This window comes from Streptomyces sp. NPDC001515 (genome assembly GCF_053597115.1).
Genome location: NZ_JBSFHN010000006.1, coordinates 150,137 through 174,612, shown reverse-complemented (window position 1 = coordinate 174,612; position 24,476 = coordinate 150,137). Strand labels below are relative to the sequence as shown.

Sequence of the window (24,476 nt, the reverse complement as noted above, 5' to 3'; positions counted from 1 at the left end):
GAGGGACGGGGCACGTACGAGGGCGGGCGGAACGCGGGTCAGCCCTTGGACTTCGGGTCGAGGGCGTCGCGTACGGAGTCGCCGAGCAGATTGAAGGCGAGCACGAACACGATCATGGAGATGCCCGGGAAGAGCATGAAGGTGATGTCGTCCGTGTAGAAGGACGCGCCGCGCTGGATCATCACGCCCCAGTCCGGGGTCGGGTCGATGATGCCGACGCCGAGGAAGGCCAGACCGGCCTCGGCCGTCACGAAGGCGGGGAGCGCGAGCGTCGCCTGGATGAGGATCGGCGTCCAGAGGTTCGGCAGCAGCTCCCGGAAGATGATCCGGGTGGGCGAGGCGCCGGTGACCTTGGCCGCCTCGACGAACTCCCGCTCGCGCAGGGCCAGGACCTGCCCGCGCAGCAGACGGGCCATGGAGGCCCAGCCGAAGGCCGTGAGCACCAGGATCAGCGAGGTGGCCCGCAGCGAGGTCGGGATCTCGTCGTCGGGCCCCACGAAGAGGCTGTAGACGACGGGCATGAAGGCGATGAAGAAGAGCGTCGACGGGAACGAGAGCAGGATGTCGATGATCCGGCCCACGAGGTAGTCCGTCCGGCCGCCCAGATAGCCCGCGGTGGTGCCGACGATCACGCCGATGACCGTCACCAGCAGGGTGGTCGCGGTCGCGATCAGCAGCGAGGTGCGGATGCCGTACAGCAGGAACGTGAAGACGTCGCGGCCGAGTTGGGGTTCGATGCCGAACCAGAAGTCGCCGCTGATCCCGCCGTTGGGCTTGATCGGGTAGGCGAACTCGTTGAGCAGGCCGGGTATGTCCTGACCGTACGTGGCGTACGGGTTCTTGCCGTACAGCTTCGCGATCAGGGGCGCGGCCAGCGCGATCACGAAGAAGAACACGACGATGAAGGCGGACACCACGCCGGTCTTGTCGCGCTTGAAGCGGATCCAGGCGAGGCGGCCCGGACTCCTGGCGTCAGCGCCCTTGGTGGTGCTGTCGGGCAGCCGGGTCTCCCCGATCGGGTCGATGGGTGTCAAGTCCACCGACAGACCGGGGGCCGGGGATGGCGTGGTCATCGTGCTCCTGTCCCCGTGCGAACGCCTCCTCCCGGTGGGAGGAGTGTGAAGAAGAGGTTGGGTTGGACCCAATCAACCCGGTTGACAGCGGTCAATCGGCTGTGGAAGTCCATACGCGGTCTTTAGGTTCTTGACCCGAACTTGTCAAATCTTGATCGTCCGTCATCTGGACAGTCCGTCGTCCGACCCCGGCGCATCGGTGCAATCCGGACCTCTGCGTCCGATCCCTGGTGTGTCCGTTTCGTTATCCGGGTCGAGGCGCTCCGGTGCCGGGAATGGCCGAAGGCGTGCGGTCACCCGGACGGCGGAGTCACACCATTCGGCCGTCGTACGGATGCACAGATTCCGCTATGAGGTGATATTTGACCCCAAGTGAGACGGAGCAGGAAGAGGAGGCACTCCATGCGCGGAGCCACACAGGTCAAGTGGGCCGCATGCGCGGTGGCCGTAGCCCTGGCGGCGACGGCCTGCGGCGGAGGGGACAGTGGCAGTGGCGGCGGTGGTGCCGACGGGATCGTGAGCTCTTCGTGGGGTGACCCGCAGAACCCGCTGGAGCCGGCCAACACCAACGAGGTGCAGGGCGGCAAGGTCCTCGACATGATCTTCCGGGGTCTCAAGAAGTACGACCCGAAGACCGGCGAGGCGACGAACATGCTCGCCGACAAGATCGAGACCAAGGACAACCAGAACTTCACCGTCACCGTCAAGGACGGCTGGACCTTCAGCAACGGCGAGAAGATCACCGCCAAGTCCTTCGTCGACGCGTGGAACTACGGCGCCCTGCTGAAGAACAACCAGAAGAACGCCTACTTCTTCGGCTACATCGACGGCTACACCAAGGTCCACCCCGACAGCGGCTCGGCCAGCGCCACCACGATGTCGGGCCTCAAGGTCGTCAACGACATGACGTTCACCGTCAAGCTGTCGCAGAAGTTCTCGCTCTGGCCCGACACCCTCGGCTACCCCGCCTTCGCGCCGCTGCCCAAGGCATTCTTCACGGACCACGCCGCCTGGGTGTCCAAGCCGATCGGGAACGGCCCGTACACCATCGACAAATACACCAAGGGCTCCTCGATGAGCCTGCGCAAGTGGGACGACTACCCCGGCGACGACAAGGCGCAGAACGGCGGCATCGACCTCAAGGTCTACACCGACAACAACACCGCCTACACCGACCTGACCGCCGGCAACCTCGACCTGGTCGACGACGTGCCCGCCTCCCAGCTCAAGAACGTCAAGTCGGACCTCGGCGACCGCTACATCAACACCCCGGCCGGCATCATCCAGACGCTCGCCTTCCCGTTCTACGACCCGCAGTGGAACACCCCGGGGGCCGTGAAGGTCCGCCAGGGCCTCTCGATGGCGATCAACCGCCCGCAGATCACCGATCAGATCTTCCAGAAGACCCGCACCCCCGCCTCCGACTGGACCTCCCCGGTCCTCGGCGACGACGGCGGCTTCAAGAAGGGCCTGTGCGGCAAGGAGTGCACGTACAACGCCGCCGAGGCCAAGAAGATGATCCAGGACGGCGGCGGCATCCCGGGCGGCCAGCTCAAGATCTCGTACAACGCGGACACCGGCTCCCACAAGGAATGGGTCGACGCCGTCTGCAACAGCATCAACAAGGTCATGGGCAACAACAAGGCCTGCGTCGGCGCCCCGGTCGGCACCTTCGCCGACTTCCGCAGCCAGGTCTCCCAGCAGAAGCTGCACGGCGCCTGGCGCGCGGGCTGGCAGATGGACTACCCGCTCATCCAGAACTTCCTCCAGCCCGTCTACTACACCAACGCCTCGTCCAACGACGGCAAGTGGAGCAACAAGCAGTTCGACGACCTCGTCAACAAGGCCAACGCCGAGTCCGACAAGGCGAAGGCCGTCTCCACCTTCCAGGACGCCGAGAAGGTCATGGTCGAGCAGATGCCGGTCATCCCGCTCTGGTACCAGAACGGCAGCGCCGGCTACTCGGACAGGGTCACCAACGTCTCGCTGAACCAGTTCAGCGTCCCGGTGTACGAGCAGATCAAGGTCAAGTAGCGGACCGGGCCGGGTGGCCGGTGCCCGGGTCCCTCCGGAGCACCGGCCACCCGGCCTTCCCGTCCCCGTGACCGCCCCCGACCCCCCGAGCCCCCGACCCCGCGACCCCCGGAGCCCTTCATGGGACGTTATGTGATCCGGCGGCTGCTGCAGATGATCCCGGTCTTCTTCGGCACCACGCTGCTGATCTTCCTCATGGTGAACGTGATGGGTGACCCCATCGCGGGTCTCTGCGGCGACCGCCAGTGCGACCCGGCGACCGCCGCCCAACTCCGTTCGGAATTCGGCCTCGACAAGCCCGTGTGGCAGCAGTACCTGACCTACATGGGGAACGTCTTCACCGGCGACTTCGGTACGGCGTTCAACGGCCAGAAGGTCACCGAACTGATGGGGACCGCGTTCCCCATCACCATCCGCCTCACCCTCGTCGCGATCGTCTTCGAGATCGTCATCGGCATCAGCCTCGGCGTCGTCACCGGCCTGCGCCGCGGCCGGCCCGTCGACACCACCGTGCTGATCCTCACCCTGATCGTCATCTCCATCCCGACCTTCGTCACCGGTCTGCTCCTCCAGCTTCTGCTCGGCGTGCAGTGGGGCGTCATCAAACCGTCGGTGTCCCCCGAGGCCCCGCTGAACGAGCTGCTCATCCCCGGGCTCGTCGTGGCCTCCGTCTCCCTGGCCTACGTCACCCGGCTCACCCGCACCTCGATCGCCGAGAACGCCCGTGCCGACTACGTCCGCACCGCCGTCGCCAAGGGCCTGCCCCGGCGCCGCGTCGTCGTCCGGCACCTGCTGCGCAACTCGCTGATCCCCGTCGTCACCTTCATCGGCACGGACGTCGGCGCCCTCATGGGCGGGGCGATCGTCACGGAGCGGATCTTCAACATCCACGGCGTCGGCTACCAGCTCTACCAGGGCATCCTGCGCCAGAACTCGCAGACGGTCGTCGGCTTCGTCACCGTGCTGGTCCTGGTCTTCCTCGCCGCGAACCTGATCGTCGACCTCCTGTACGCCGTACTCGACCCGAGGATCCGCTATGCCTGACCAGACACCGGACGAGGCGATCTCGTCGGCCGGAGCGGGGGCGACGATGGACCTCGCCCTCGACGAGGGCGACACCCTGGAGAAGACGCCCGGCGGACCCCGGGGCACCGGACCCGACACCAAACCGCAGAGCCTGTGGTCCGACGCCTGGCGCGATCTGCGCCGCAACCCGGTCTTCATCATCTCCGCGCTGATCATCCTGTTCCTGGTGATCATCTCGATCTGGCCGCAGCTCATCGCCTCCGGCGACCCGCTCGACTGCGACCTCGGCAAGGCCCAGCAGGGCTCCCAGCCCGGCCACCCCTTCGGCTTCGACGGCCAGGGCTGCGACGTCTACACCCGCGTGGTCCACGGCGCCCGCAACTCCGTGACCGTCGGCATCTGCTCCACCATCGGGGTCTCCCTGATCGGCAGCATCCTCGGCGGTCTGGCCGGATTCTTCGGGGGCGCGTGGGACGCCATCCTCTCGCGGCTCACCGACATCTTCTTCGGCATCCCGGTCGTCCTCGGCGGCCTGGTCTTCCTCTCCGTGGTCACCAGCTCCACCGTCTGGCCGGTCATCGGCTTCATCGTGCTGCTGGGCTGGCCGCAGATCGCCCGCATCGCCCGCGGCTCCGTGATCACCGCCAAGCACAACGACTACGTCCAGGCCGCCCGCGCGCTCGGCGCCTCCAACGGGCGGATGATGCTGCGCCACATCGCCCCGAACGCCGTCGCCCCGGTCATCGTCGTGGCGACCATCGCCCTGGGCACGTACATCTCCCTGGAGGCGACGCTGTCCTTCCTCGGCGTCGGCCTGAAGCCGCCGGCCGTCTCCTGGGGCATCGACATCTCGGCCGCGTCCCAGTACATCCGCAACGCCCCGCACATGCTCCTCTGGCCGGCCGGAGCGCTGGCGGTCACCGTGCTCGCGTTCATCATGCTCGGCGACGCGGTGCGCGACGCCCTCGACCCCAAGCTGCGCTGAGGAGTCCGCTGCCATGCTGCTCGAAGTACGCGATCTGCACGTGGAGTTCCACACCCGCGACGGGGTCGCCAAGGCCGTCAACGGAGTCAACTACTCGGTGGCCGAGGGGGAGACGCTCGCCGTCCTCGGCGAGTCCGGGTCCGGGAAATCGGTCACCGCGCAGGCGATCATGGGCATCCTCGACATGCCGCCCGGAAAGATCAGCGGCGGCCAGATCCTCTTCAAGGACCGCGATCTGCTCACGCTGAAGCACGAGGAGCGCCGGAAGATCCGCGGCCAGGAGATGGCGATGATCTTCCAGGACGCGCTCTCCTCCCTCAACCCCGTGCTGACCGTGGGCGAACAGCTCGGCGAGATGTTCGTCGTGCACCGGGGACTCTCCCGCAAGGACGCGAAGGCCAAGGCCGTCGAACTCATGGACCGGGTGCGGATCCCGGCCGCCAAGGAACGCGTCGGCAACTACCCCCACCAGTTCTCCGGAGGCATGCGCCAGCGCATCATGATCGCCATGGCGCTCGCCCTGGAGCCCTCGCTGATCATCGCGGACGAACCCACCACCGCCCTCGACGTCACCGTCCAGGCCCAGGTCATGGACCTCCTCGCCGAGCTGCAGCGCGAGCTGAACATGGGCCTGATCCTCATCACCCACGACCTGGGCGTGGTCGCGGACGTCGCCGACAAGATCGCCGTCATGTACGCGGGCCGGATCGTCGAGACCGCCCCCGTCCACGAGATCTACAAGGCTCCCGCCCACCCCTACACCAAGGGCCTGCTCCGCTCGATCCCGCGCCTGGACCAGAAGGGCCAGGAGCTGTACGCGATCAAGGGCCTGCCGCCCAACCTGCTGCACATCCCGCCGGGCTGCGCCTTCAACCCGCGCTGCCCGATGGCCCAGGACGTCTGCCGCACCGACGTGCCCCCGCTGTTCGACGTGGCCGAGCACCGTCAGAGCGCCTGCTACTTCTGGAAGGAGACGCTCGATGCACGCTGACCACTCGGGGCGCAGGGAAGCCCGCGAGGAGGGCCGGACGGCCCGCGACCTGCTCTCCAAATCGCGGCAGGAGAGCGCTTACGCGGGCGGCGAACCGATCCTGGAGGTGCGCGACCTCGCCAAGCACTACCCGCTCACCCAGGGCATCCTCTTCAAGAAGCAGATCGGCGCGGTGAAGGCGGTCGACGGGGTCTCCTTCGACCTCGCCGCCGGGGAGACCCTGGGCATCGTGGGGGAGTCCGGCTGCGGCAAGTCGACCGTGGCCCGGATGCTCGTCCACCTGGAACAGCCGACGGCCGGTGCCATCCGCTACAAGGGCGAGGACGTCACCAAGCTCTCCGGCCGCGCGCTGAAGGCCGTGCGCCGCAACATCCAGATGGTGTTCCAGGACCCGTACACCTCGCTGAACCCGCGCATGACCGTCGGCGACATCATCGGGGAGCCGTACGAGATCCACCCCGAGGTGGCACCCAAGGGCGACCGGCGCCGCAAGGTCCAGGACCTGCTGGACGTGGTCGGGCTCAACCCGGAGTACATCAACCGCTATCCGCACCAGTTCTCCGGCGGCCAGCGCCAGCGCATCGGCATCGCCCGCGGCCTCGCGCTCAACCCCGAGATCATCGTCGCGGACGAACCGGTCTCCGCGCTCGACGTCTCCGTGCAGGCCCAGGTCGTCAACCTGCTCGACCGGCTCCAGGCCGAGTTCCACCTGAGCTACGTCTTCATCGCGCACGACCTCTCCATCGTGCGGCACATCTCGGACCGGGTCGGGGTGATGTACCTCGGCCGGTTCATCGAGATCGGTACGGACGCGGAGATCTACGACCACCCCACGCACCCGTACACCCAGGCGCTGCTGTCCGCCGTCCCCGTGCCGGACCCGGCGGCGCGCGAGTACCGCGAGCGGATCATCCTCCACGGCGACGTGCCCTCGCCCGCCAACCCGCCCTCCGGCTGCCGCTTCCGCACCCGCTGCTGGAAGGCCCAGGAGCGGTGCGAGCTGGAGGTGCCGCTGCTCGCGGTCCCCGCCGTCTTCCGGCTCACCGACACCCCGGCCAAGCACCTCTCGGCCTGCCACTTCGCGGAGGAGAAGCGGGTGGTGCCGCCCGAGGGCACCCTGGAGACCGTGGGGGAGGACCTGGTCGACCGTCCGGAGGAACTGGCCGCGGAGGCCCGGAAGGCCGAGCCCGCGACGACCGGCGAACCGGCCGAGGCACCCGAACCGCCCGCCGAGCGGACCCCGGAGGGCGAGGGCCCCGCCGAGGAGCCGCCGCCCGCGCGGGCCCCTTCGGACGAGGCCGCCACCGAGGAGCCGCCGGACGAGGGGGGCCGGGGCGGGGACGACGGGCCGCCGCCCTCCGGTAGCCGCCGGGTGATCTGAGCCACCGGGCCGTTAACGCGGGGGCAACCCGGCCGACGCACGTCCGATATACGGACCCCTCAGCATGGAGAGCGTACGGCCGTGCGGGTGCCGTGTACCGGCCGGCGGGACGTGGGTCCCGTCGGCCGGTTGCCCGAACGGGCCGTGCCCACCGCCCTCTTGTCGACGGGGCCGGTGCGGGGGAGTATCGCTGGGGTGATACTCACCCGTGGTGCAAGAGTGACCGGCGCCGCTCTCTGCGCGGTGCTGGCCGTGATCGTCGCGTGCTGGCTCGTACGGGACGTCAGGGCCGTGGAAGTGGACCACCTGTGGCGCTACTGGACCGGGTGGAGCGATTCCGGCCGCACCGGTGTTCCCGCCACTTCGGCGGCCGACGTGGTCCTGCTCGTGGTGTACGCGGCCACCGCCGTCGCCGCGCTGAGTTCCCCCGCGGCCGGCAGCGCGCTCGTCGCCGCCGGGGTCGTCACCGTCGCCGTGCGACTGCCGGGCGTCTGGACCATCGGCGGCGAGCAGATGGCGCACGCCTACTCCGACGACCTCCGCTCCCGGGCCCTGATTTGCGCCTTCGTGGCCCTCGCCGCCGGAATCGGGCTGTTCGTCACGGCCGGGGCCGGGCGGCGGCCGACGTTCGACACCACCGAGGAACTGCCCGGCAAACCCGGACCGGGCGCCGCCGTCACCACCTTCCTGCTGCTCGGCGCGGCCGGAGCGGTGATGATCGCCTGGGAGATCCGCCGGCTGGTGAGGACACCGGATGCCTTCCCCGAGTGGTACGTGGGCGGCGGACGGATCCTCCAGGAGCTGACCGGCCCGCCGCCCGGCTGGGCCGCCGTGGTGCCCGCCCTGCTGGCCGTGTACATCGCGTTCACCGCGCTGGCCCCCGCCGTGCACACCCGGCCCTTCGGCCTGACGACCGCCGCCCTGCTGCTGGTCTCCGGCGGGATCCAGGTGGTCCGGGCCGCGCACCAGGACGTCTTCGACCACTTCGGCTCGCTGCGCACGGAGGACCAGTTGCTGGTCGCGAGCTGGTGCTTCGAGACCTTCGTCGCCCTGGTGGTCCTGCTGGTCCTGAGCCCCAGGGGCCTGCCCGGGACCGACGGCGGCCCGTACGGCCCCGGGCCGGGCTACGGGACCGCTGACTACGGCGCGCCCGGCTACGGCTATCCGCCCCCCGGCCCCTCCTCCTACGCGCGCGACCCCGGCGCCCGGCCGCACACCCCGGGCTACGGCTATCCGCAGGGCGGCGGAGGCTTCGGACCGCCCCCGCCGCCCTCGCAGCCGCCGCCGGGCTGGTGACCGCTCAGAGACCCAGCGACCGCTTCAGGAAGTCCACCTGGAGCAGCAGCAGGTTCTCCGACACCTTCTCCTGCGGGGTCATGTGCGTGACCCCGCTCAACGGCACCACCTCGTGCGGACGGCCCGCCGCCAGCAGCGCCGAGGAGAGCCGCAGGGTGTGGGCGACGACCACGTTGTCGTCCGCCAGACCATGGATGATCATCATCGGGCGGACCTGCTCGGCGGCGTGCGACAGCCCCTCGTCGGTGACCAGCGAGTTGTACGCGTACACCTCGGGCCGCTCCGCGGGGTCGCCCAGATAGCGCTCCGTGTAATGGGTGTCGTAGAGACGCTGATCGGTCACCGGGGCGCCCACGATCGCGGCGTGGAAGACCTCGGGGCGGCGCAGCGCGGCCATCCCGGCCAGGAAGCCGCCGTACGACCAGCCCCGGATCGCCACCCGGCCCAGATCCAGCGGGAACCGCTCCGCGAGGGCGTGCAGCGCCTCGACCTGGTCGTCGAGAGTGAGCGCCAGATCGTGCTTGACCGCCTTCTCCCAGCCGGGGGAGCGGCCCGGGGTGCCCCGGCCGTCCGCGACCACCACGGCGAAGCCCTGGTCGGCGAACCACTGTGAGGTCAGATGCGGGTGGTGCGCGGCGAGGACCCGGCGGCCGTGCGGCCCGCCGTACGGGTCCATCAGCACGGGAAGCGGCCCGTCCGCATCCTGGTATCCGGTGGGGAGCAGCACGGCGCACGGAATCCGGTGTGCGCCCCCCTCGGTGAGGACCGGCCGGGCGGACAGCACCGGTCGCTCCGCGTGGTCGGCGACGGTCGCGACCGGCTTGCCGTCGCGCAGCACCCGGGCCGTCGCTCCGGGGGCGTCGACGGAGGTGGAGACGAGCACCGTGACCCCGCCGGAGCGGACCGCCGTGTGCACGCCGACGCCCTCGGAGATCCGCTCGACCCCCAGTTCGTTGACCCGGTACACATGGGTCTCGCCGATCTCCGGCGCGCTCGCCCGCTCCCCCGCCGAGGCCGTCACCAGGATGTCCGACGCGCCGATGTCCAGCACCGAGCGGATCTGCAACTGGGCGCCGGTCAGCGGGCGGTCGCCGACCGCGAGGACCCGCGCGCCGCCCTCGTCCGCGATCCGCACCAGCCGTCCGTCGGGCGTCCAGCCCGGGACCCCGGGGAACAGTTCCAGCCAGTCCGGGTCCTCGTCGGCATGCACCGTCCGGGTCGCCCCGGTCTCCGGGTCCACCGCGAGATAGAGCTGGCTCCGCTGGTCACGGGCCTGGACGAGCAGGAGCGGCGCCCCGTCCGACGACCAGTGCACCCGGGCCAGATACGGGAACCGGCCCCGGTCCCAGACCACTTCGGTGCGCTCCCCGGCCAGCCCCACGACGAAGAGCCGCACCTCGGCGTTGGGGGTGCCGGCCGCCGGATAGGCGACCTCGGCCGGCGGCCGCTCCGGGTTGGCCGGATCGGAGATCCACCAGCGGCGCACCGCGCTGTCGTCGACCCGGGCCACCAGCAGCCGGTCCGACTCCGGCGACCACCAGAAGCCGCGCGCGCGGGCCATCTCCTCGGCTGCGACGAACTCCGCCAGACCGTAGGTGACCCGGCCGTCCTCCGGCTCGGCCAGCGCGCGGTCGTCCTCGCCGTCGGAGCCCACGACCCGCAGCGCGCCCTTGGACACGTATGCGATGTGTCGTCCGTCCGGGGAGGGGCGCGGATCGATCACCGGACCCGGCACGGGCAGGGCGCGCGCCGTACCGGACCGCAGCCCGGCGGCGTACAGCTTCCCCGAGAGCGCGAAGGCCGCCAACTCGGCCGCCCCGTCCACCGCGTAGCCGACGATGCCCCCGGCGCCCTCGCGGCTCCGCTCGCGGCGGGCCCGCTCCTGGGCCGACAGCCGCTCCGCCGAACCGCCCAGCAGCACCCCGGGATCGGCCACGACCCGCTCCCGGGGGGCCGAGGCGTCGCTCAGGTCCAGCACCCAGAGCCTCCCGCTCCGGTCGGTGCCGGACCCCGTCCTGAGGAAGACCACACGCTCGCCGTCGGGTGACACCGTGAACGCGCGAGGTGCACCGAGGGTGAATCGCATGGTCCGGGCGTACTGCGACGGAAAGGTGATCTCTGGCGTAGTCATATGCCGAACCTATCGGCCGGGGCACCGGTGCGTGCCCCCCTCGTGCTGCCGTGCGCCGACCAATGCCTTCGTACTCATAGTTATGATCCGTAGCGCTCGGTGGGTATGAACCTGCTGGCTCCACGCGTGCTGCCCGTTCCGACCGTACAGATGGAGGTGACCGCCGTGGCGCTCTCGATTTCGGCGGTGGTGCTGCTGGCGATCGTCGTCGTCCTGCTGATCCGGAAAGCCGGACTGAAGGGCGGTCACGCGGTCGTCTGCATGCTCCTCGGTTTCTATCTCGCCAGTTCGTCCGTGGCCCCCACCATCTCCGAGCTGACCACGAACGTGGCCGGAATGATCGGGGGCATCAAGTTCTGACGCCGGCGGCCGTCCGGCGCCTCCCGGCGCCGCCGTCCGCCACCGGGGCCACCGGCTCGTAGGGTGGTCCCCATGACGGATCTTCCCGCCCGGCGTCTGCTCCTGGTGCACGCGCACCCCGACGACGAGTCGATCAACAACGGCGCCACCATGGCCAGGTACGCGGCCGAAGGCGCCCTGGTCACGCTGGTGACCTGCACCCTCGGCGAGGAGGGCGAGGTCATTCCGCCCGGACTGGCCCATCTCGCCGCGGACCGGGACGATGCGCTCGGCCCGTACCGTCGCGGCGAACTCGCCGCCGCCATGAAGGAGCTGGGGGTCACCGACCACCGGTTCCTCGGCGGCGCCGGCCGCTACCGCGACTCCGGCATGATGGGCACCCCGCCCAACCACCGGCCGGGAGCCTTCTGGTCCGCCGACGTGGACGAGGCGGCCGGCCACCTCGTGGACGTCATCCGCGAGGTCCGCCCCCAGGTGCTCGTCACCTACGACCCCGACGGCGGCTACGGGCACCCCGACCACATCCAGGCGCACCGGGTCGCGACCCGCGCCGCCGAACTGGCCGCCGACCCCGGCCACCGCCCCGGCTCCGGCGCCCCGCACACCGTCGCCAAGATCTACTGGAACCGGGTGCCGCGCACGGTCGCCGAGGAGGGCTTCGCCCGGCTGCGGGCCGCCGACCCCGCCCCGTTCCCCGGCGTCGCCGCCGTGGGCGACGTCCCCGGAGTGGTGGACGACGCCCGGATCACCACCGGGATCGACGGCGGGGCGTACGGCGGGGCCAAGGCCGCCGCGATGCGCGCGCACGCCACCCAGATCACGGTGGACGGCCCCTGGTTCGCGCTCTCCAACGATCTGGGCCAGCCGCTGTTCACCACCGAGTACTACGAGTTGGTCCGGGGCGTCCCGGGAGCCCCGGAGGGCGCCCGCGAGACCGACCTCTTCGCGGGCCTGACGGAGGCGGACCGATGAGCACCGAACGATCGCGGGCCGCCGCCCGGACCAACGCCCCGCCCCGGGACGTTCCGGGCACCGGCCTGGCCGCGCCCCTCAACCCCCGCCGGATCGCCGCCCTGCTGGGCCTCGCGGTGGTCGGCGCCTGCGCCGGCATCGCCGGGACGCTGGTCCAAGCGGCCTGGTTCCCGGGCGGGTTGCTGCTGGCTCTGCTCGCGGCCGGCGGCCTCTTCTACGGCGGGCGCGTGCTGATGGGGACGCAGCCCGGCGCCGTCGCCCCCGCGGCGGGCTGGTTGATTTCGGTCATCTTTCTGCTCGGCGGCCGGCCGGAGGGCGACTACGTCTTCGGCGACGAGCTGGGTCTGATCCTCTTCATGCTCGGAGGAATGGCCATCGCTGTGATCTGCGCCACCCTGGCGCGGGTGCCCCCGCCGGGGGCGGACGGCGGCCCATCCGGCAAGTGACGTGCCACGTCCCCTCCCGTCGCGCCCCCGTCCCGCCCGGCCGGTGCGCACTCGTTTCCCCCGGTCGCGGGGTGTCTGTCGGCGGCGGACAGTATGGTGGTCCGCGCGCCTAGTCGGGTGCTGAAGATCTTGACCGGGCTCGCGGGCCCGGCACGCACATCTGCGGCGTCACCGAACGCCCTAATAGCTCCGCTATGAGGACGCTCCGGCGCCTCGCAGCTGCACGCGCCAGCGGCCGCTCCTGATCCGGCCAAGATCTCCGGCAACCTTCTGGTCGTCCCCCATGCCGTGGCACGGGGAGAGTACGGGCGGCGAGCCAATCGGGAGAACCTGCTTTGAGTCGTGAAACTGACAGTTCGTCCTCCGGGCCCCAGGGGCGCGGTGGAGCCGCGTACCCCTCGGGTACGCCGCCGTACGGATCCCGCCAGTATCCGTCGCTGCACCCGTCCGACGCCCCCGAGGAGTCCCCGGAGCCGGGCGAGCCGTCCGCGCCCGCGGAACCGAAGACCGAGACGACCCTGACGACGCGGATCCGGATCAACATCCCGGGGTCCCGCCCCATCCCGCCGGTCGTCATGCGTACGCCCGTCGGCGAGGGGGAGGGCGGTGCCGAGCGCACCGGCTCCACCCCGCGTCCGGGCACGGCGGCCGACGGCGCCCCGGCGCCGGAGACGGCCGGTCAGGACACTGGTGAGACCGCGGTCGTGACCGACTCCGCCGCCGAGAAGCCGGCCAAGGAGAAGAGCGGCAGCGACTGGTTCGCCCCGCGCAAGCCCGTGAGCCCGGCCGCCGCCCCCGCCGCCCCCGCACCGGGCGGCACGAGCGGTACGGACGGCGCCGGCTTCTCCGCGAACGGCGTCGGCGGCCCCGGTGGTACGGACGGCGCGGGCTTCTCCGTCAACGGGGCGGGTGGCCCCGGTGGTACGAACGGAGCGGGCCTCTCCGCGAACGGCGCCGGTGGTACGGACGGCGCCGGCTTCTCCGTCAACGGGGCGAACGGCCCCGGTGGTACGGACGGCGCCGGCTTCTCCGTCAACGGGGCAGCGGCCCGTGGTGACGGCCCGTCCGGTCCGGACGCGACCGGCGGTCCCGCCGAGGGGCGGGGCCCCGGCCCGGTCACCCCGCCCGGCGGCCCCCGCGCCGATCTGCCCTACTTCTCCGACGGACCGCAGCGCTCCGGCGACCCGGCCGCGTCCGGCCCCGAGGGCTTCGGCCCCGACGGACCCGGCGGCCCGCGCTCCACGCCCAACCTCGGAGTCCGTACGCCCGGCCCGGCCGGCCCCACCACGGGCCCGGCCACCGGCACCTCCCCGCTCACCCCGGACCTCGACGGCCGCTCCCCGTTCGCGCCGGGCGGCCCCAAGGGACCGGGCGGCCGTCCGCAGGGACCCGGCGGTGTGCCGCCGCGGATGTCCGACGACACCGCCGTGCTCACCCCGCAGGCCCCGGCGCCCCCGGCCGCCCACGTTTCGGGCGACACGCTGAACAGCGGCATCCCCGTGGTGCCCGCGGACCGCGGGCCGTCCGGGGGGCCGTCCCCGTTCCCCGGCGCCGACGGCGGTCCGCGCACCCCGGACGGCGCCATGGGCACCGGTCCCGCGGGCCCCGGCGGCTTCGCCGCCCAGGCCCCGCAGGCCGCGCGCTCCGCCCCGGAGCCCTCGCCCGCCCCGGCGAAGAAGGGCCGCTCCAAGCTGGTCATGCTCGGCGTGGCCGCCGTCTGCGTGCTCGGCCTGGCCTACGGCGCCGGGCTGCTGATGAACCACTCCGACGTCGCCAAGGGCACCACCGTGCTCGGCGTCGACATCGGCGGCGGCACCCGGGACGACGCCGTCCAGAAGCTGGAGGCCGCCCTCGGCGAGCGGTCCAAGGCCCCGCTCCAGCTGACCGTGGACGGCAAGGAGACGCAGCTCGCCCCCGACAAGGCCGGGCTCTCCCTGGACAGCCAGGCGACCGTCCGCGCGGCGGCGGGCAGCGACTACAACCCCGTCTCCGTCATCGGCTCCCTCTTCGGCGGGGAGCGCACCGTCGACCCGGTCATCCCGGTCGACGAGGAGAAGCTCGGCGTCGCCCTGAAGGACCTGGCCGGCGCCTCCGGCACGGCCACCGAGGGCCGGATCGAGTTCGTCCCGGGCAAGGCCGTCGCCGTACCGGGCAAGGCGGGCAAGACCCTCGACGTCAACCAGTCGATGGTCTCGGTGCGCGACGCGTACCGCGCGCAGGTCGAGACGGGGCGGACGAAGACCGTCGAACTGCCCGTCACCACACGCGAACCCACCATCACCAAGGCCGAACTGGACCGGGCGATGAAGGAGTTCGCGGAGCCCGCGATGTCCGGTCTGATCACCATCAAGGCGGGGTCCAAGCAGATCCCCTTCGGACCGGCCAAGTCCCTGCCGAAGATCCTCTCGATGGTCCCGGTCGACGGAAAGCTCGTCGACCACTACGACAAGAAGGCCATCGAGGAGCTCTGCGGCGGAGTCTTCGACGGCATCATGATCACCAAGGGCAACGGCACGAAGCACGAGGTCGGCCCGGACGACGTGGCCTTCGCCATGAAGGGCGCGCTGCTCGGCAAGACCCCCGCCGAGCGGACCGTCACGATCGACCTCGGCGGCAACGGCTGACCCCACCCGCACCGCACGCCTCCGCCCCCGGCCCCACCCGGCCGGGGGCGGAGCCGTACCGCCGGCCGCACACCGCCGTCACCCCCGGGGCATGACATCTGTCATCGCGGATCCACGACCCCCGGCCCTGCCGTGGGCACCCCCCGCCGCGCCAGTCTTGGCCCATGACAACGACAGCCACCGAAGCCACCGCCGCCCGCACCGCGGCCGTCAGCTTCGACCGGGTCGGCAAGGCCTTCGGCGCCGTACGGGCCGTCGACGGACTCACCCTCGACCTGCGCCCCGGCGAGACCGTGGCGCTCCTCGGGCCCAACGGCGCGGGCAAGTCCACCACCCTCGACCTCCTCCTCGGACTGCGCACCGCCGACACCGGCACCGTGCGGCTCTTCGGCACCACCCCGCAGGCGGCCATCGCGGCCGGCCGGGTCGGCGCCATGCTCCAGAGCGGCGGACTGATGGAGGACGTCACCGTCGGGGAACTGGTCCGGCTCGCCTGCGACCTGCACCCCCGGCCCCATCCGGTCGACGAGGTGCTGTCCCGCGCCGGGATCACCTCCCTCGCGGGCCGCCTGGTGAACAAGCTCTCCGGGGGTCAGGAACAGCGCGTCCGCTTCGCGCTCGCCACCGCCGGGGCCAACGACCTGATCGTGCTCGACGAGCCGACCACCGGCATGGACGTCACCGCCCGCCAGGCGTTCTGGGCCACCATGCGCGAACAGGCCGAGCAGGGCCGCACGGTGCTCTTCGCCACCCACTACCTCGAAGAGGCCGACGCGATCGCCGACCGCGTCCTGGTCCTGCACAAGGGCCGGATCCTCGCGGACGGCACGGCGGCGGAGATCAAGGCACGGGCCGGGGCCCGCCGGATCTCCTTCGCCCTGGACGTCCCCGTCGACGAGGACGCCCTGCGCGCCCTGCCCCACCTGACCCGGCTCGACGTCAGCGGCTCCCGCGTCCGCATCCAGTCGCACGACGCCGACGCCACCGTGCACGCCCTCTACGGCCTCGGGCTCTACCCCCGGGAGCTCGAAGTCGCCGGACTGGGCCTGGAACAGGCATTCGTCGCCCTCACCGAGGCCGAGGAGGCCAGGACCGCATGAACCAGCTCCTCTCGTGGCCGCTCGTCCGGCTCGAAGTCACCCGCACCCTGCGGAACAAGAAGTTCATGTTCTTCTCGGTCATCTACCCGTCGGTGATCTACCTGCTGATCTCCAGCACCCGGAACACCACCGACACCGTTCCCGGTTCGGACCTGACCCTCCAGGGCTTCTTCATGGTCTCCATGGCCTCCTTCGGCGCGCTGACCGCCGTCCTCATGGGCAACAGCGAACGCATCGCCAAGGAACGCGAGAAGGGCTGGGTGCGGCAGTTGCGCCTGACCGCCCTGCCCGGCCGGGGCTACGTCCTGGCGAAGATCGCCGGTTCCGCCATGGTGACGCTGCCCTGCGTCGTCGTCGTCTTCCTCGTCGCCGCCACGGTCAAGCACGTCCGTCTCGACGCCTGGCAGTGGTGCGCGCTCACCGGCGTCATCTGGGCCGGTTCGCTGGTCTTCGCCGCCCTCGGGGTCGCCATCGGCTACGTCGCCGGCGGGGACGCCGTCCGCCCGATCACCATGATCATCTACTTCGCGCTGTCGATCCTCGGCGGACTGTGGATGCCGAGCACCACGTTCCCGCAGTGGCTCCAGGACATTTCTCAGTGGCTGCCCACCCACGCGTACGCTGCACTCGGCCAGGCCGTCGAGACCGGCGGGGCACCCCACGCCAGGGACATCGCCGTCCTCTGCGCCTCCTTCCTGCTCTTCACGGGCGGCGCGGCCTGGCTCTACCGGAAGGACACGTTGAAGGCGTGAACGAGGACGAGACGTCGGTGGGCATCGGCAGACCGCCCACGAGCGCCCGCCAGACCCGGATCAAGCTGCTGTGGATCTGCGTCTGGCTGGCCTTCATGAGCGCCCCGGTCAAGGACCTCGCCGAGGGCCGCCACACCCCCTGGGCCACCGCCCTCGGCACCCTGGGCCTGCTGGTCTTCGTCGGGACCTATCTGGTCCTCGTCTTCCGCCACACCTCGCGCTCGCGCGACCCCTTGCGGGTCCGGGCCACCCTTGTCGTCCTCGGGGCGCTCGCCGTCCTGCTCTCGCTGACCTTCGGCACGCCCTGGCTGGTCCTGTTCGTGTACGTCTCGGTCTCCGTCGGGGCCACCCTGCCGATACGGGACGCGCGGTGGCTCATCCCCCTGGTCGGCGCGGTCCTCGCGGGCATCGCGCTGGCCGGCGACCATCCGCGCTCCATCATCCCGGCGCTGCTCGTCCCCGCGCTCATCGGCGGCTTCGCGATGACCGGCGTACAGCAGCTGATCCGCACCACGATCGAACTGCGCGAGGCCCGCGCCACCGTGGCCCAGCTCGCCGCCAACGAGGAGCGGCTGCGGCTGGCCCGCGATCTGCACGACCTCCTCGGCCACTCCCTCTCCCTGATCACCCTCAAGAGCGAGCTGGCCGGGCGGATGCTGCCCGACCACCCCGAACAGGCCGCCGCCCAGGTCGCCGACATCGAACAGGTCAGCCGCCAGGCCCTCGTGGACGTCCGCAGCGCCGTCACCGGCTACCGCCGCCCCACGCTCCCCGGCGAACTGGCCGGCGCCCGCACCGCGCTGGCCGCCGCCGGCATCGCCGCCGAGGTCCCGGACGAGGCCCCCGACGACGTCCCCGAGAAGGCCGAGGAGGCGCTGGCCTGGGCCCTGCGCGAAGCCGTCACCAATGTCGTGCGGCACAGCGGAGCCCGTCGCTGCACGGTCGCCCTCACCCCCCGCCAGACCCTCGGCGGACGCATCCTCGAACTGACCGTCACCGACGACGGCCGGGGCTCCTCCGGTACGAAGCCGGGCAACGGCCTCACCGGCATGTCCGAGCGCCTGGCCGCCGTCGACGGAACCCTGCGCACCGCCGCCGATGCCCGCACCGGCCGGGGCTTCCGCACCGTCCTCACCGTTCCCCTGGAATCCGGCCCCGGGCCGGACAGGCCCTAGGATCCCGGGAATGAGCATGATCAGACTCCTCCTCGCCGAGGACCAGTCCATGGTCCGCGAGGCCCTGGCGACCCTCCTCGGCCTGGAACCCGACATCGAGGTCGTCGCCCAGGTCGCCCGGGGCGACGAGGTCGTCGCCGCGGCCGGCGCGCACGAGGTCGACGTGGCCCTCCTGGACATCGAGATGCCCGGCATGACCGGCATCGAGGCGACGGCCGAGCTGCGCCGCGCCCACCCCGGGGTCAAGGTCGTCGTCGTCACCACCTTCGGCCGCCCCGGCTATCTGCGCCGCGCGATGGAGGCGGGCGCCGACGCCTTCCTGGTCAAGGACGCCCCGGCCGCCGAACTCGCCGCCGCCGTACGCAAGGTGCTCGCCGGGGAACGCGTCATCGACCCCACCCTCGCCGCCGCCGCCCTCGCCGACGGAGCCAGCCCGCTGACCGAGCGTGAACGCGACGTCCTGCGCGTGGCCGCCGACGGCTCGACCAACGCGGAGATCGCCGCCGCCCTGCACCTCTCCCAGGGCACCGTCCGCAACTACCTCTCCATGGCCATCCAGAAAATGGCCGCCCGCAACCGCGCCGAGGCGGTCCGCCTGGCCCGGGAGAAGGGCTGGCTGTAGGGGCCCGGGCGCCGGCCCCCGGTGGCCGTGCCGTGGGGAAAGGGCCCTAGGGTCGGGCGCCATGGCGGACATGACGCGGGTGACCGGAGCGACCAGGGCCTACTACGACACCGTGGCCGAGGAGTACGCGCCCCGGGTGCGCGAGGCGTTCGCGCGCGATGTGTGGGGGCGGGCCGTGCTGGCCGGGTTCGCCGAGGAGGTGCGGGGCGACGGCGGCGGCCCCGTCGTCGATCTCGGCTGCGGGCCCGGCCATGTGACGGCCCATCTGAAGGGTCTCGGGCTGGACGTGTCCGGCGTGGACCTGGCCCCGGGCATGGTGGCCGTGGCCCGGCGCGAGCACCCCGGTCTCCGGTTCGAGGTGGGCTCCATGGACGCCCTGCCGCTGCCGGACGGGGAGCTGGCCGGCGCCGTCGCCTGGTGGTCGATCATGCACACGCCCCCGGATCTGCTGGACGTCCTGCTCGCGGAGTTCCACCGGGTGCTGGCCCCCGGCGGCCGGCTGCTCCTCGGCTTCCACGCCGGGGACGACCGCCCTCACACCGGCCGGGAGCGCGAGGGCGGTGTCGCGTACGCCATCCATCTGCTGGACCCCGGCCGGGTCGCCGCTCTCATGGAACGCGCCGGATTCGCCGTCACCGTCCGGGTGGAGGGCGAGGGCGGCACCTGGCCCTGGGCGTGCCTGGCCGGCACCTCCGTCAGGTGAGGTGCCGGCCAGGGGCCGGGGCGCCCGGGTCAGGGGCGCGGTGCGGGGGCCCGGGTGATGCGGGCGATGGCCTCCACGGTCAGGGCCCGGTCGTGCGGCTCGGTCTCCAGGGCGCGGTGGATGGACAGACCCTCGATCAGCGCGTCGAGCTGACGGGCCGTCGCCGGGTCGAAGTGCCACTCCAGGGCGACCCGGCTGCGCCGCATCCACTCCCGGGTCAGCTCGCGGTAGGCGGGCTTGCGGGCGGCGAGGGTGTACAGCTCATGGGTGAGCACCAGCTCGCGCTGGTTGTCACCGGACAGGTGGTGGACCAGATCGGCCACCGCCTCCCGGGCCTCGTCGGTCGTCGTGGCCGCGCCCAGCCGCTCCTCGAAGACGGCGACGATCCCGCCGGAGAAGCGGGTGAACGCCTCCCGCAGCAGCTCGTCCATGCCGGCGAAGTGGTACGTCATCGAGCCCAGCGGCACCCCCGCGAGCGCGGCGACCTTCCGGTGCGAGGTCCCGGCGACCCCCTCCCGCGCGATCAGGTCGAGCGTCGCGCTGATGATGCGCTCCCGCCGCTCGGGGTCGGTCTGTCCGGTCGCCACGCTGTTGTCCTCGCAAGGTCTAGATCGAGCGGATCACCCGGGCCGGATTGCCCACGGCGACGACGTTGGCGGGAACGTCCTTGGTGACGACGGCTCCCGCGCCGATGACGCTGTTGTCCCCGATGGTCACCCCGGCCAGCACGATCGCCCCGCCGCCGAGCCAGACATTGTCGCCGATCGTGATCGGCCGCGCCGCCTCCAGCTTGTCCCGGCGCGGCTCCGGCTCCACCGGGTGGGTGGGCGTGAGCAGCTGGACGTTCGGCCCGATCTGGCAGTCGCGGCCGATGGTGATCGGGGCGACGTCCAGGGCGGTGAGGTTGTAGTTGACGAACGTGTCCTCGCCGACCGTGAGGTACGTCCCGTAGTCCACGTACAGCGGCGGCCGGATGTGCGCCCCGGCGCCCAGTCCGCCCAGCAGCTCCGCGACCACCGGCCGCGCGGCCTCCGGGTCCTCCGCGTACGCGGCGAGATACCGGGCGGACAGCCGGACCGCCCGCTTCTGCGCCTCGATGATCTGCGGGTCGTCCGCGATGTACAGCTCGCCGGCGAGCATCCGCTCGTGGTTCGTACGCGGGTCCCCCGCGAAGTGGTCCGTCATGGGTACGAGCGTACACTCCAAGGCGTACGGTCGTACGCTCGTACGCGCACCGCTCTCCGAACCCATCCGCAGGGGCCCGCTTCATGGATGCCGCCACACGCCGCTGGCGTGCCGCACTGTTCCTCTTCATGCTCGCCGCAGGCACCGGCATGGCCTCCTGGGTCGCGCGCACCCCCGCCGTCCGCGACGGGCTCGACGTCTCCACCGGCGCGATGGGCCTCGTCCTGTTCGGGCTGTCCACCGGCTCGATGGCCGGCGTCACGGCCTCCGGACCGCTGGTGCGCCGCAACGGCGGCAGGGCGACGATCCTCGGCGGCACCGTCCTCATCGTGGCCGGGCTGCTCGTCGTCGCCGCGGGCACCGCGCTGCCCCAGGCGGCCGTCGTCTTCGGCGGACTGGCCCTGTTCGGCGGCGGGATGGGCATGAGCGAGGTGGCCTTCAACATCGAGGGCGCCGCCGTCGAGACTGTCATCGGCCGGTCCGTCCTGCCCGTGCTGCACGGCTGCTTCAGCCTGGGCACGGTCGTCGGCGCGCTCCTCGGCATGGCGCTCACCGCCGCCGCGCTCCCCGTCGGCTGGCACCTCGCGCTCGTCGCCGTCCTCATCGCCGCGGCCGGGACCCGCGCCGTCCTCGCCATCCCGCCCGGCACCGGCAAGGAGACCGCACCGGCCGCCACCGGCCGGCGGAAGGAGCGTGGCGGGCAGTCGCGGGTGTGGCGGGACCGCCGGCTCGTCCTGATCGGCGTGATCGTGCTCGCCACCGCCTTCGCCGAGGGCGCGGCCAACGACTGGCTGCCGCTGCTGATGGTCGACGGCTACGACGTGAGCGCCACCGCCGGTTCGCTGACCTTCCTGCTCTTCGCCACCTCGATGACCCTCGGCCGCTTCGCCGGCGGCCCGCTCCTGGAGCGGTACGGCAGGGTCCGGGCCGTCCGGCTCAGCTGTGTGACCGCCGCGCTCGGCCTCGCGGTGGTGATCGTGGCACCGAGCCCGGTGATGGCGGGCGCCGCCGCCGTGCTGTGGGGGCTCGGCGCCTCGCTCGGCTTCCCCGTCACCGTCTCCGCCGCGGGCGACCATCCGCACGACGCGGCGGCCCGCGTCGCCGCCGTCTCCACCGCCGGGTACTTCGCCTTCCTCGTCGGCCCGCCCTCGCTCGGCTTCCTCGCCGACCACATCGGACTGCGGCTCACCATGGGCGTCGTCCTCGTCCTGGTCGCCGTCGCCGCCGCGCTGGCCGGGGCGCTGCGCACCGAGCACGACACCCCGGCCCCGGCCCCGGACGCGGACACGGGCAGGGGCCCGGGCACGCCCCCGACGGCGGACGCGGACCGCGACCCGGACCGGGGCACGGGAACGGACCCGGACGCGCGGACCGCGCCGGTCACTCCCTGACGGCCTCCTCCCACAGCGCGGTGCCGCGGGCGGCCACCAGCGCCCCGATCCGCTCCACCAGCTCACCGGCCGGCAGCGGACCGGGCCGCCGCCCGTCCCGCAGCCGGAGCGCCACCCGCCCGTCGGCGGCCTCCGCCGCCCCGATCACCGCCTGGTACGGCACCAGCCGCGCCTGCCGGATCCGGGCGCCCAGACTGCCCCGCTCCCGGCCCCTGACCTCCGCGCGCAACCCGGCCCCGGCGCACCGCCGCACCAGCGCCTCGGCGGCCGGCCGCTGCTCCTCGGTGACGGGCAGGGCCACCAGCTGGACGGGGGAGAGCCAGCCGGGGAACGCCCCGCCGTGCCGCTCGACGAGATGGGCGACGGCCCGCTCCACGCTGCCGAGGACGCTGCGGTGCACCATGACCGGGCGGTGCCTGGCCCCGTCGGCGCCGATGTAGTGGAGACCGAAGCGCTCCGGCTGGTGGAAGTCGATCTGGACGGTCGACAGGGTCGACTCCCGGCCCGCCGCGTCCGCCACCTGGACGTCGATCTTCGGACCGTAGAACGCCGCCTCGCCCCCGGCCGCCTCGTACGGCAGCCCGGACGACTCCAGGACCTCGGTCAGCAGCGCGGTCGCGCGCTTCCACAGCTCCGGCGCGGCCACGTACTTCCCGCCGGGCCCCGGCAGCGAGAGCCGGAAGCGGGCCGGGCGGATGCCGAGCGCCCCGTACACCCGCCGGATCAGCTCCAGCGCGGCCCGCGCCTCCTGGGCGACCTGCTCCAGGGTGCAGAAGATGTGCGCGTCGTTCAGCTGGATGGCCCGCACCCGGGTCAGCCCGCCGAGCACCCCGGACAGCTCCGCCCGGTACATCCCGCCCAGCTCCGCCATCCGCAGCGGCAGTTCGCGGTAGCTGTGCGCCCGGGAGCGGTAGATCACGGCGTGGTGCGGGCACAGGCTCGGCCGCAGCACCACCTGCTCGCCGCCCAGCTCCATCGGCGGGAACATGTCCTCGCCGTAGTGCGCCCAGTGGCCGGAGATCTCGTACAGCTCCCGTTTGCCCAGCACCGGCGAGTACACGTGCCGGTAGCCGGCCCGCCGCTCCTCGGCGCGGATGTACTCCTCCAGGGTGTGCCGCAGCACGGCACCGTCGGGCAGCCAGTACGGAAGGCCCGCCCCGATCAGCGGGTCGGTGTCGAACAGCTCCAGCTCACGGCCGAGCCTGCGGTGGTCGTGCACGGTGGCCTCCTCGCGGACGAGGGACGGACGACCGCGCGGAGAAGCCCCGGGGCGTCCGCCCCGGGGCTTCTCACTGGTCAGCAGTCAGCGCGCCGGGACACTCTCCGGCGTCGTCGTCATCGCGGCGCGCTTCATGCGCGGGACGCTAGCAGCCGCCCGCCGCCGGGCGCACCCGCCTTTTGCGCGCGGGCACCTGGGCTCAGCCCTTGCGGGACGAGTCGAGATGGGCGAACACGACCACGTTGTCCTCGTAGTCCTTCGCCTTCCGGTCGTAGGTGCCCCCGCAGGTGATCAGCCGCAACTGGGCGTCCGGGGTGTCGGCGTACACCCGCTTGTCGGGGAACTTCGCCTTGCTGAACGTCTCCACGGTGTCGACCGTGAACGTGGCCACCGTGCCGTCGGCGCGCGTGATGTCGAGCGTCGAGCCGGGCCGCAGGAACCGCAGCTGGAGGAAGACCGCGGGACCGGTCGTCGTGTCGACGTGTCCCGCGACGATGGAGGCGCCGCGCTCGCCGGGCGTCGCACCGTCCTTGAACCAGCCGACCAGGTTCTTGTCGTTCGGCGGCGGCGCGTCCAGCCGCCCGGACGGGCCGATCGACAGCGGGGTGAAGGGGGCGTCGACCGCGATCGCCGGGATCTTCAGCCGCGTCGGCACCGAACGGGACAGGGCCGGTGCGGCGGGGGTGGGGGAGGGGGAGGGGGATGCCTGGCGGGGGACGGCGGCGGCCGGGGAGGAGGCGGGAGCGGCGGCGGCGGGCGGGGCGGGTGGTTTGTCGTCGGCCGAGGAGCCGAACGAGTGGTAGATCAGCAGCATGCCGACACCGGCCGCGACGGCCGGCCAGAGCAGGGTGCGGCCGAGCGTGGCGGTCTCGGAGGAGGGGGCGGAGGGAGCGGCGGTGGGGGAACCGGGCGACTGCGGGGCGGCCATGGGAACGGAACCTTTCGTCCGTACGGGGATGGGAGGGGGCTCCCCGCGGGAAGCGCCCTGGGCCCGTCCGTCTCCGGATCGG

General features: G+C 72.2%; 22 protein-coding genes. 16 read left to right on the top strand and 6 right to left on the bottom strand.

The window, feature by feature from the left end; all coding sequences use genetic code 11:
- Positions 1–38: 38 nt before the first annotated feature.
- Positions 39–1,073, bottom strand: a complete 1,035-nt coding sequence (locus ACWCXC_RS09610) for an ABC transporter permease (RefSeq protein WP_450685126.1) — start codon at positions 1,071–1,073, stop codon at positions 39–41.
- A 402-nt stretch (positions 1,074–1,475) separates the two neighbouring features.
- Here ACWCXC_RS09610 and ACWCXC_RS09605 point away from each other — a divergent pair, with 402 nt between their 5' ends.
- The 6 genes from ACWCXC_RS09605 (at position 1,476) to ACWCXC_RS09580 (ending at position 8,786) form a co-directional block, all read left to right on the top strand.
- Positions 1,476–3,107, top strand: a complete 1,632-nt coding sequence (locus ACWCXC_RS09605) for a peptide ABC transporter substrate-binding protein (RefSeq protein ID WP_450887780.1) — start codon at positions 1,476–1,478, stop codon at positions 3,105–3,107.
- A 120-nt stretch (positions 3,108–3,227) separates the two neighbouring features.
- Positions 3,228–4,151 carry an ABC transporter permease gene (locus tag ACWCXC_RS09600; RefSeq protein ID WP_450685128.1) on the top strand — a complete coding sequence of 308 codons (924 nt, stop codon included), beginning with the start codon at positions 3,228–3,230 and terminating at the stop codon, positions 4,149–4,151.
- Positions 4,144–5,118: an ABC transporter permease gene (locus tag ACWCXC_RS09595; RefSeq protein WP_450685129.1), complete on the top strand. Its 975-nt coding sequence runs from the start codon at positions 4,144–4,146 to the stop codon at positions 5,116–5,118. The genes ACWCXC_RS09600 and ACWCXC_RS09595 overlap by 8 nt, the downstream gene beginning before the upstream one ends.
- 13 nt (positions 5,119–5,131) lie before the next feature.
- Positions 5,132–6,109 (top strand): ABC transporter ATP-binding protein, encoded by a 978-nt coding sequence (locus ACWCXC_RS09590; RefSeq protein WP_450685130.1) that lies wholly within the window; start codon positions 5,132–5,134, stop codon positions 6,107–6,109.
- Complete coding sequence (locus ACWCXC_RS09585) at positions 6,099–7,490, top strand: ABC transporter ATP-binding protein (RefSeq protein WP_450685131.1); 1,392 nt, start codon at positions 6,099–6,101, stop codon at positions 7,488–7,490. Before ACWCXC_RS09590 ends, ACWCXC_RS09585 begins: the two co-directional genes overlap by 11 nt.
- Before the next feature lie 219 nt (positions 7,491–7,709).
- Positions 7,710–8,786, top strand: coding sequence for a hypothetical protein (locus ACWCXC_RS09580; RefSeq protein WP_450685132.1), 1,077 nt, complete (start codon positions 7,710–7,712; stop codon positions 8,784–8,786).
- A 4-nt stretch (positions 8,787–8,790) separates the two neighbouring features.
- Here the strand turns inward: ACWCXC_RS09580 and ACWCXC_RS09575 are convergent, their stop codons facing one another.
- Complete coding sequence (locus tag ACWCXC_RS09575) at positions 8,791–10,872, bottom strand: prolyl oligopeptidase family serine peptidase (RefSeq protein WP_450887849.1); 2,082 nt, start codon at positions 10,870–10,872, stop codon at positions 8,791–8,793.
- A gap of 210 nt (positions 10,873–11,082) precedes the next feature.
- Here ACWCXC_RS09575 and ACWCXC_RS09570 point away from each other — a divergent pair, with 210 nt between their 5' ends.
- The 9 genes from ACWCXC_RS09570 (at position 11,083) to ACWCXC_RS09530 (ending at position 19,671) form a co-directional block, all read left to right on the top strand.
- Positions 11,083–11,277 (top strand): hypothetical protein, encoded by a 195-nt coding sequence (locus ACWCXC_RS09570; protein WP_450685140.1) that lies wholly within the window; start codon positions 11,083–11,085, stop codon positions 11,275–11,277.
- Between the two features lie 72 nt (positions 11,278–11,349).
- Complete coding sequence (gene mshB, locus ACWCXC_RS09565) at positions 11,350–12,249, top strand: N-acetyl-1-D-myo-inositol-2-amino-2-deoxy-alpha-D-glucopyranoside deacetylase (protein ID WP_450887777.1); 900 nt, start codon at positions 11,350–11,352, stop codon at positions 12,247–12,249.
- Positions 12,246–12,695, top strand: a complete 450-nt coding sequence (locus ACWCXC_RS09560) for a DUF6113 family protein (RefSeq protein WP_450887775.1) — start codon at positions 12,246–12,248, stop codon at positions 12,693–12,695. The genes mshB and ACWCXC_RS09560 overlap by 4 nt, the downstream gene beginning before the upstream one ends.
- Positions 12,696–13,030: 335 nt before the next feature.
- Positions 13,031–15,319 (top strand): hypothetical protein, encoded by a 2,289-nt coding sequence (locus tag ACWCXC_RS09555; RefSeq protein ID WP_450887773.1) that lies wholly within the window; start codon positions 13,031–13,033, stop codon positions 15,317–15,319.
- Between the two features lie 164 nt (positions 15,320–15,483).
- Positions 15,484–16,419, top strand: coding sequence for an ABC transporter ATP-binding protein (locus tag ACWCXC_RS09550; RefSeq protein ID WP_450887771.1), 936 nt, complete (start codon positions 15,484–15,486; stop codon positions 16,417–16,419).
- The gene (locus ACWCXC_RS09545; RefSeq protein ID WP_450685137.1) at positions 16,416–17,171 is read left to right on the top strand and encodes an ABC transporter permease; all 756 of its coding nucleotides are present in this window, start codon (positions 16,416–16,418) and stop codon (positions 17,169–17,171) included. The genes ACWCXC_RS09550 and ACWCXC_RS09545 overlap by 4 nt, the downstream gene beginning before the upstream one ends.
- Complete coding sequence (locus ACWCXC_RS09540; protein WP_450887769.1) at positions 17,168–18,346, top strand: histidine kinase; 1,179 nt, start codon at positions 17,168–17,170, stop codon at positions 18,344–18,346. Before ACWCXC_RS09545 ends, ACWCXC_RS09540 begins: the two co-directional genes overlap by 4 nt.
- 10 nt (positions 18,347–18,356) lie before the next feature.
- Positions 18,357–18,968 carry a response regulator gene (locus tag ACWCXC_RS09535; protein ID WP_383634608.1) on the top strand — a complete coding sequence of 204 codons (612 nt, stop codon included), beginning with the start codon at positions 18,357–18,359 and terminating at the stop codon, positions 18,966–18,968.
- 61 nt (positions 18,969–19,029) lie between these two features.
- Positions 19,030–19,671 (top strand): class I SAM-dependent DNA methyltransferase, encoded by a 642-nt coding sequence (locus tag ACWCXC_RS09530; RefSeq protein WP_450887767.1) that lies wholly within the window; start codon positions 19,030–19,032, stop codon positions 19,669–19,671.
- A 29-nt stretch (positions 19,672–19,700) separates the two neighbouring features.
- Here the strand turns inward: ACWCXC_RS09530 and ACWCXC_RS09525 are convergent, their stop codons facing one another.
- Both ACWCXC_RS09525 and ACWCXC_RS09520 read right to left on the bottom strand, forming a co-directional pair.
- Entirely contained in the window at positions 19,701–20,258 is a 558-nt protein-coding gene (locus ACWCXC_RS09525) for a TetR/AcrR family transcriptional regulator (protein ID WP_450685989.1), read from the bottom strand.
- 19 nt (positions 20,259–20,277) lie between these two features.
- Positions 20,278–20,856: a sugar O-acetyltransferase gene (locus ACWCXC_RS09520; protein ID WP_450887764.1), complete on the bottom strand. Its 579-nt coding sequence runs from the start codon at positions 20,854–20,856 to the stop codon at positions 20,278–20,280.
- A gap of 83 nt (positions 20,857–20,939) precedes the next feature.
- Between ACWCXC_RS09520 and ACWCXC_RS09515 the strand changes: the two genes are divergently transcribed.
- The gene (locus tag ACWCXC_RS09515; RefSeq protein ID WP_450887762.1) at positions 20,940–22,247 is read left to right on the top strand and encodes an MFS transporter; all 1,308 of its coding nucleotides are present in this window, start codon (positions 20,940–20,942) and stop codon (positions 22,245–22,247) included.
- Here ACWCXC_RS09515 and thrS read toward each other — a convergent pair.
- Entirely contained in the window at positions 22,237–23,466 is a 1,230-nt protein-coding gene (gene thrS / locus ACWCXC_RS09510) for a threonine--tRNA ligase (RefSeq protein ID WP_450887760.1), read from the bottom strand. The two genes, ACWCXC_RS09515 and thrS, sit on opposite strands and share 11 nt — an antisense overlap.
- Before the next feature lie 199 nt (positions 23,467–23,665).
- Complete coding sequence (locus ACWCXC_RS09505; RefSeq protein ID WP_450887758.1) at positions 23,666–24,394, bottom strand: class F sortase; 729 nt, start codon at positions 24,392–24,394, stop codon at positions 23,666–23,668.
- Positions 24,395–24,476 lie beyond the last annotated feature (82 nt).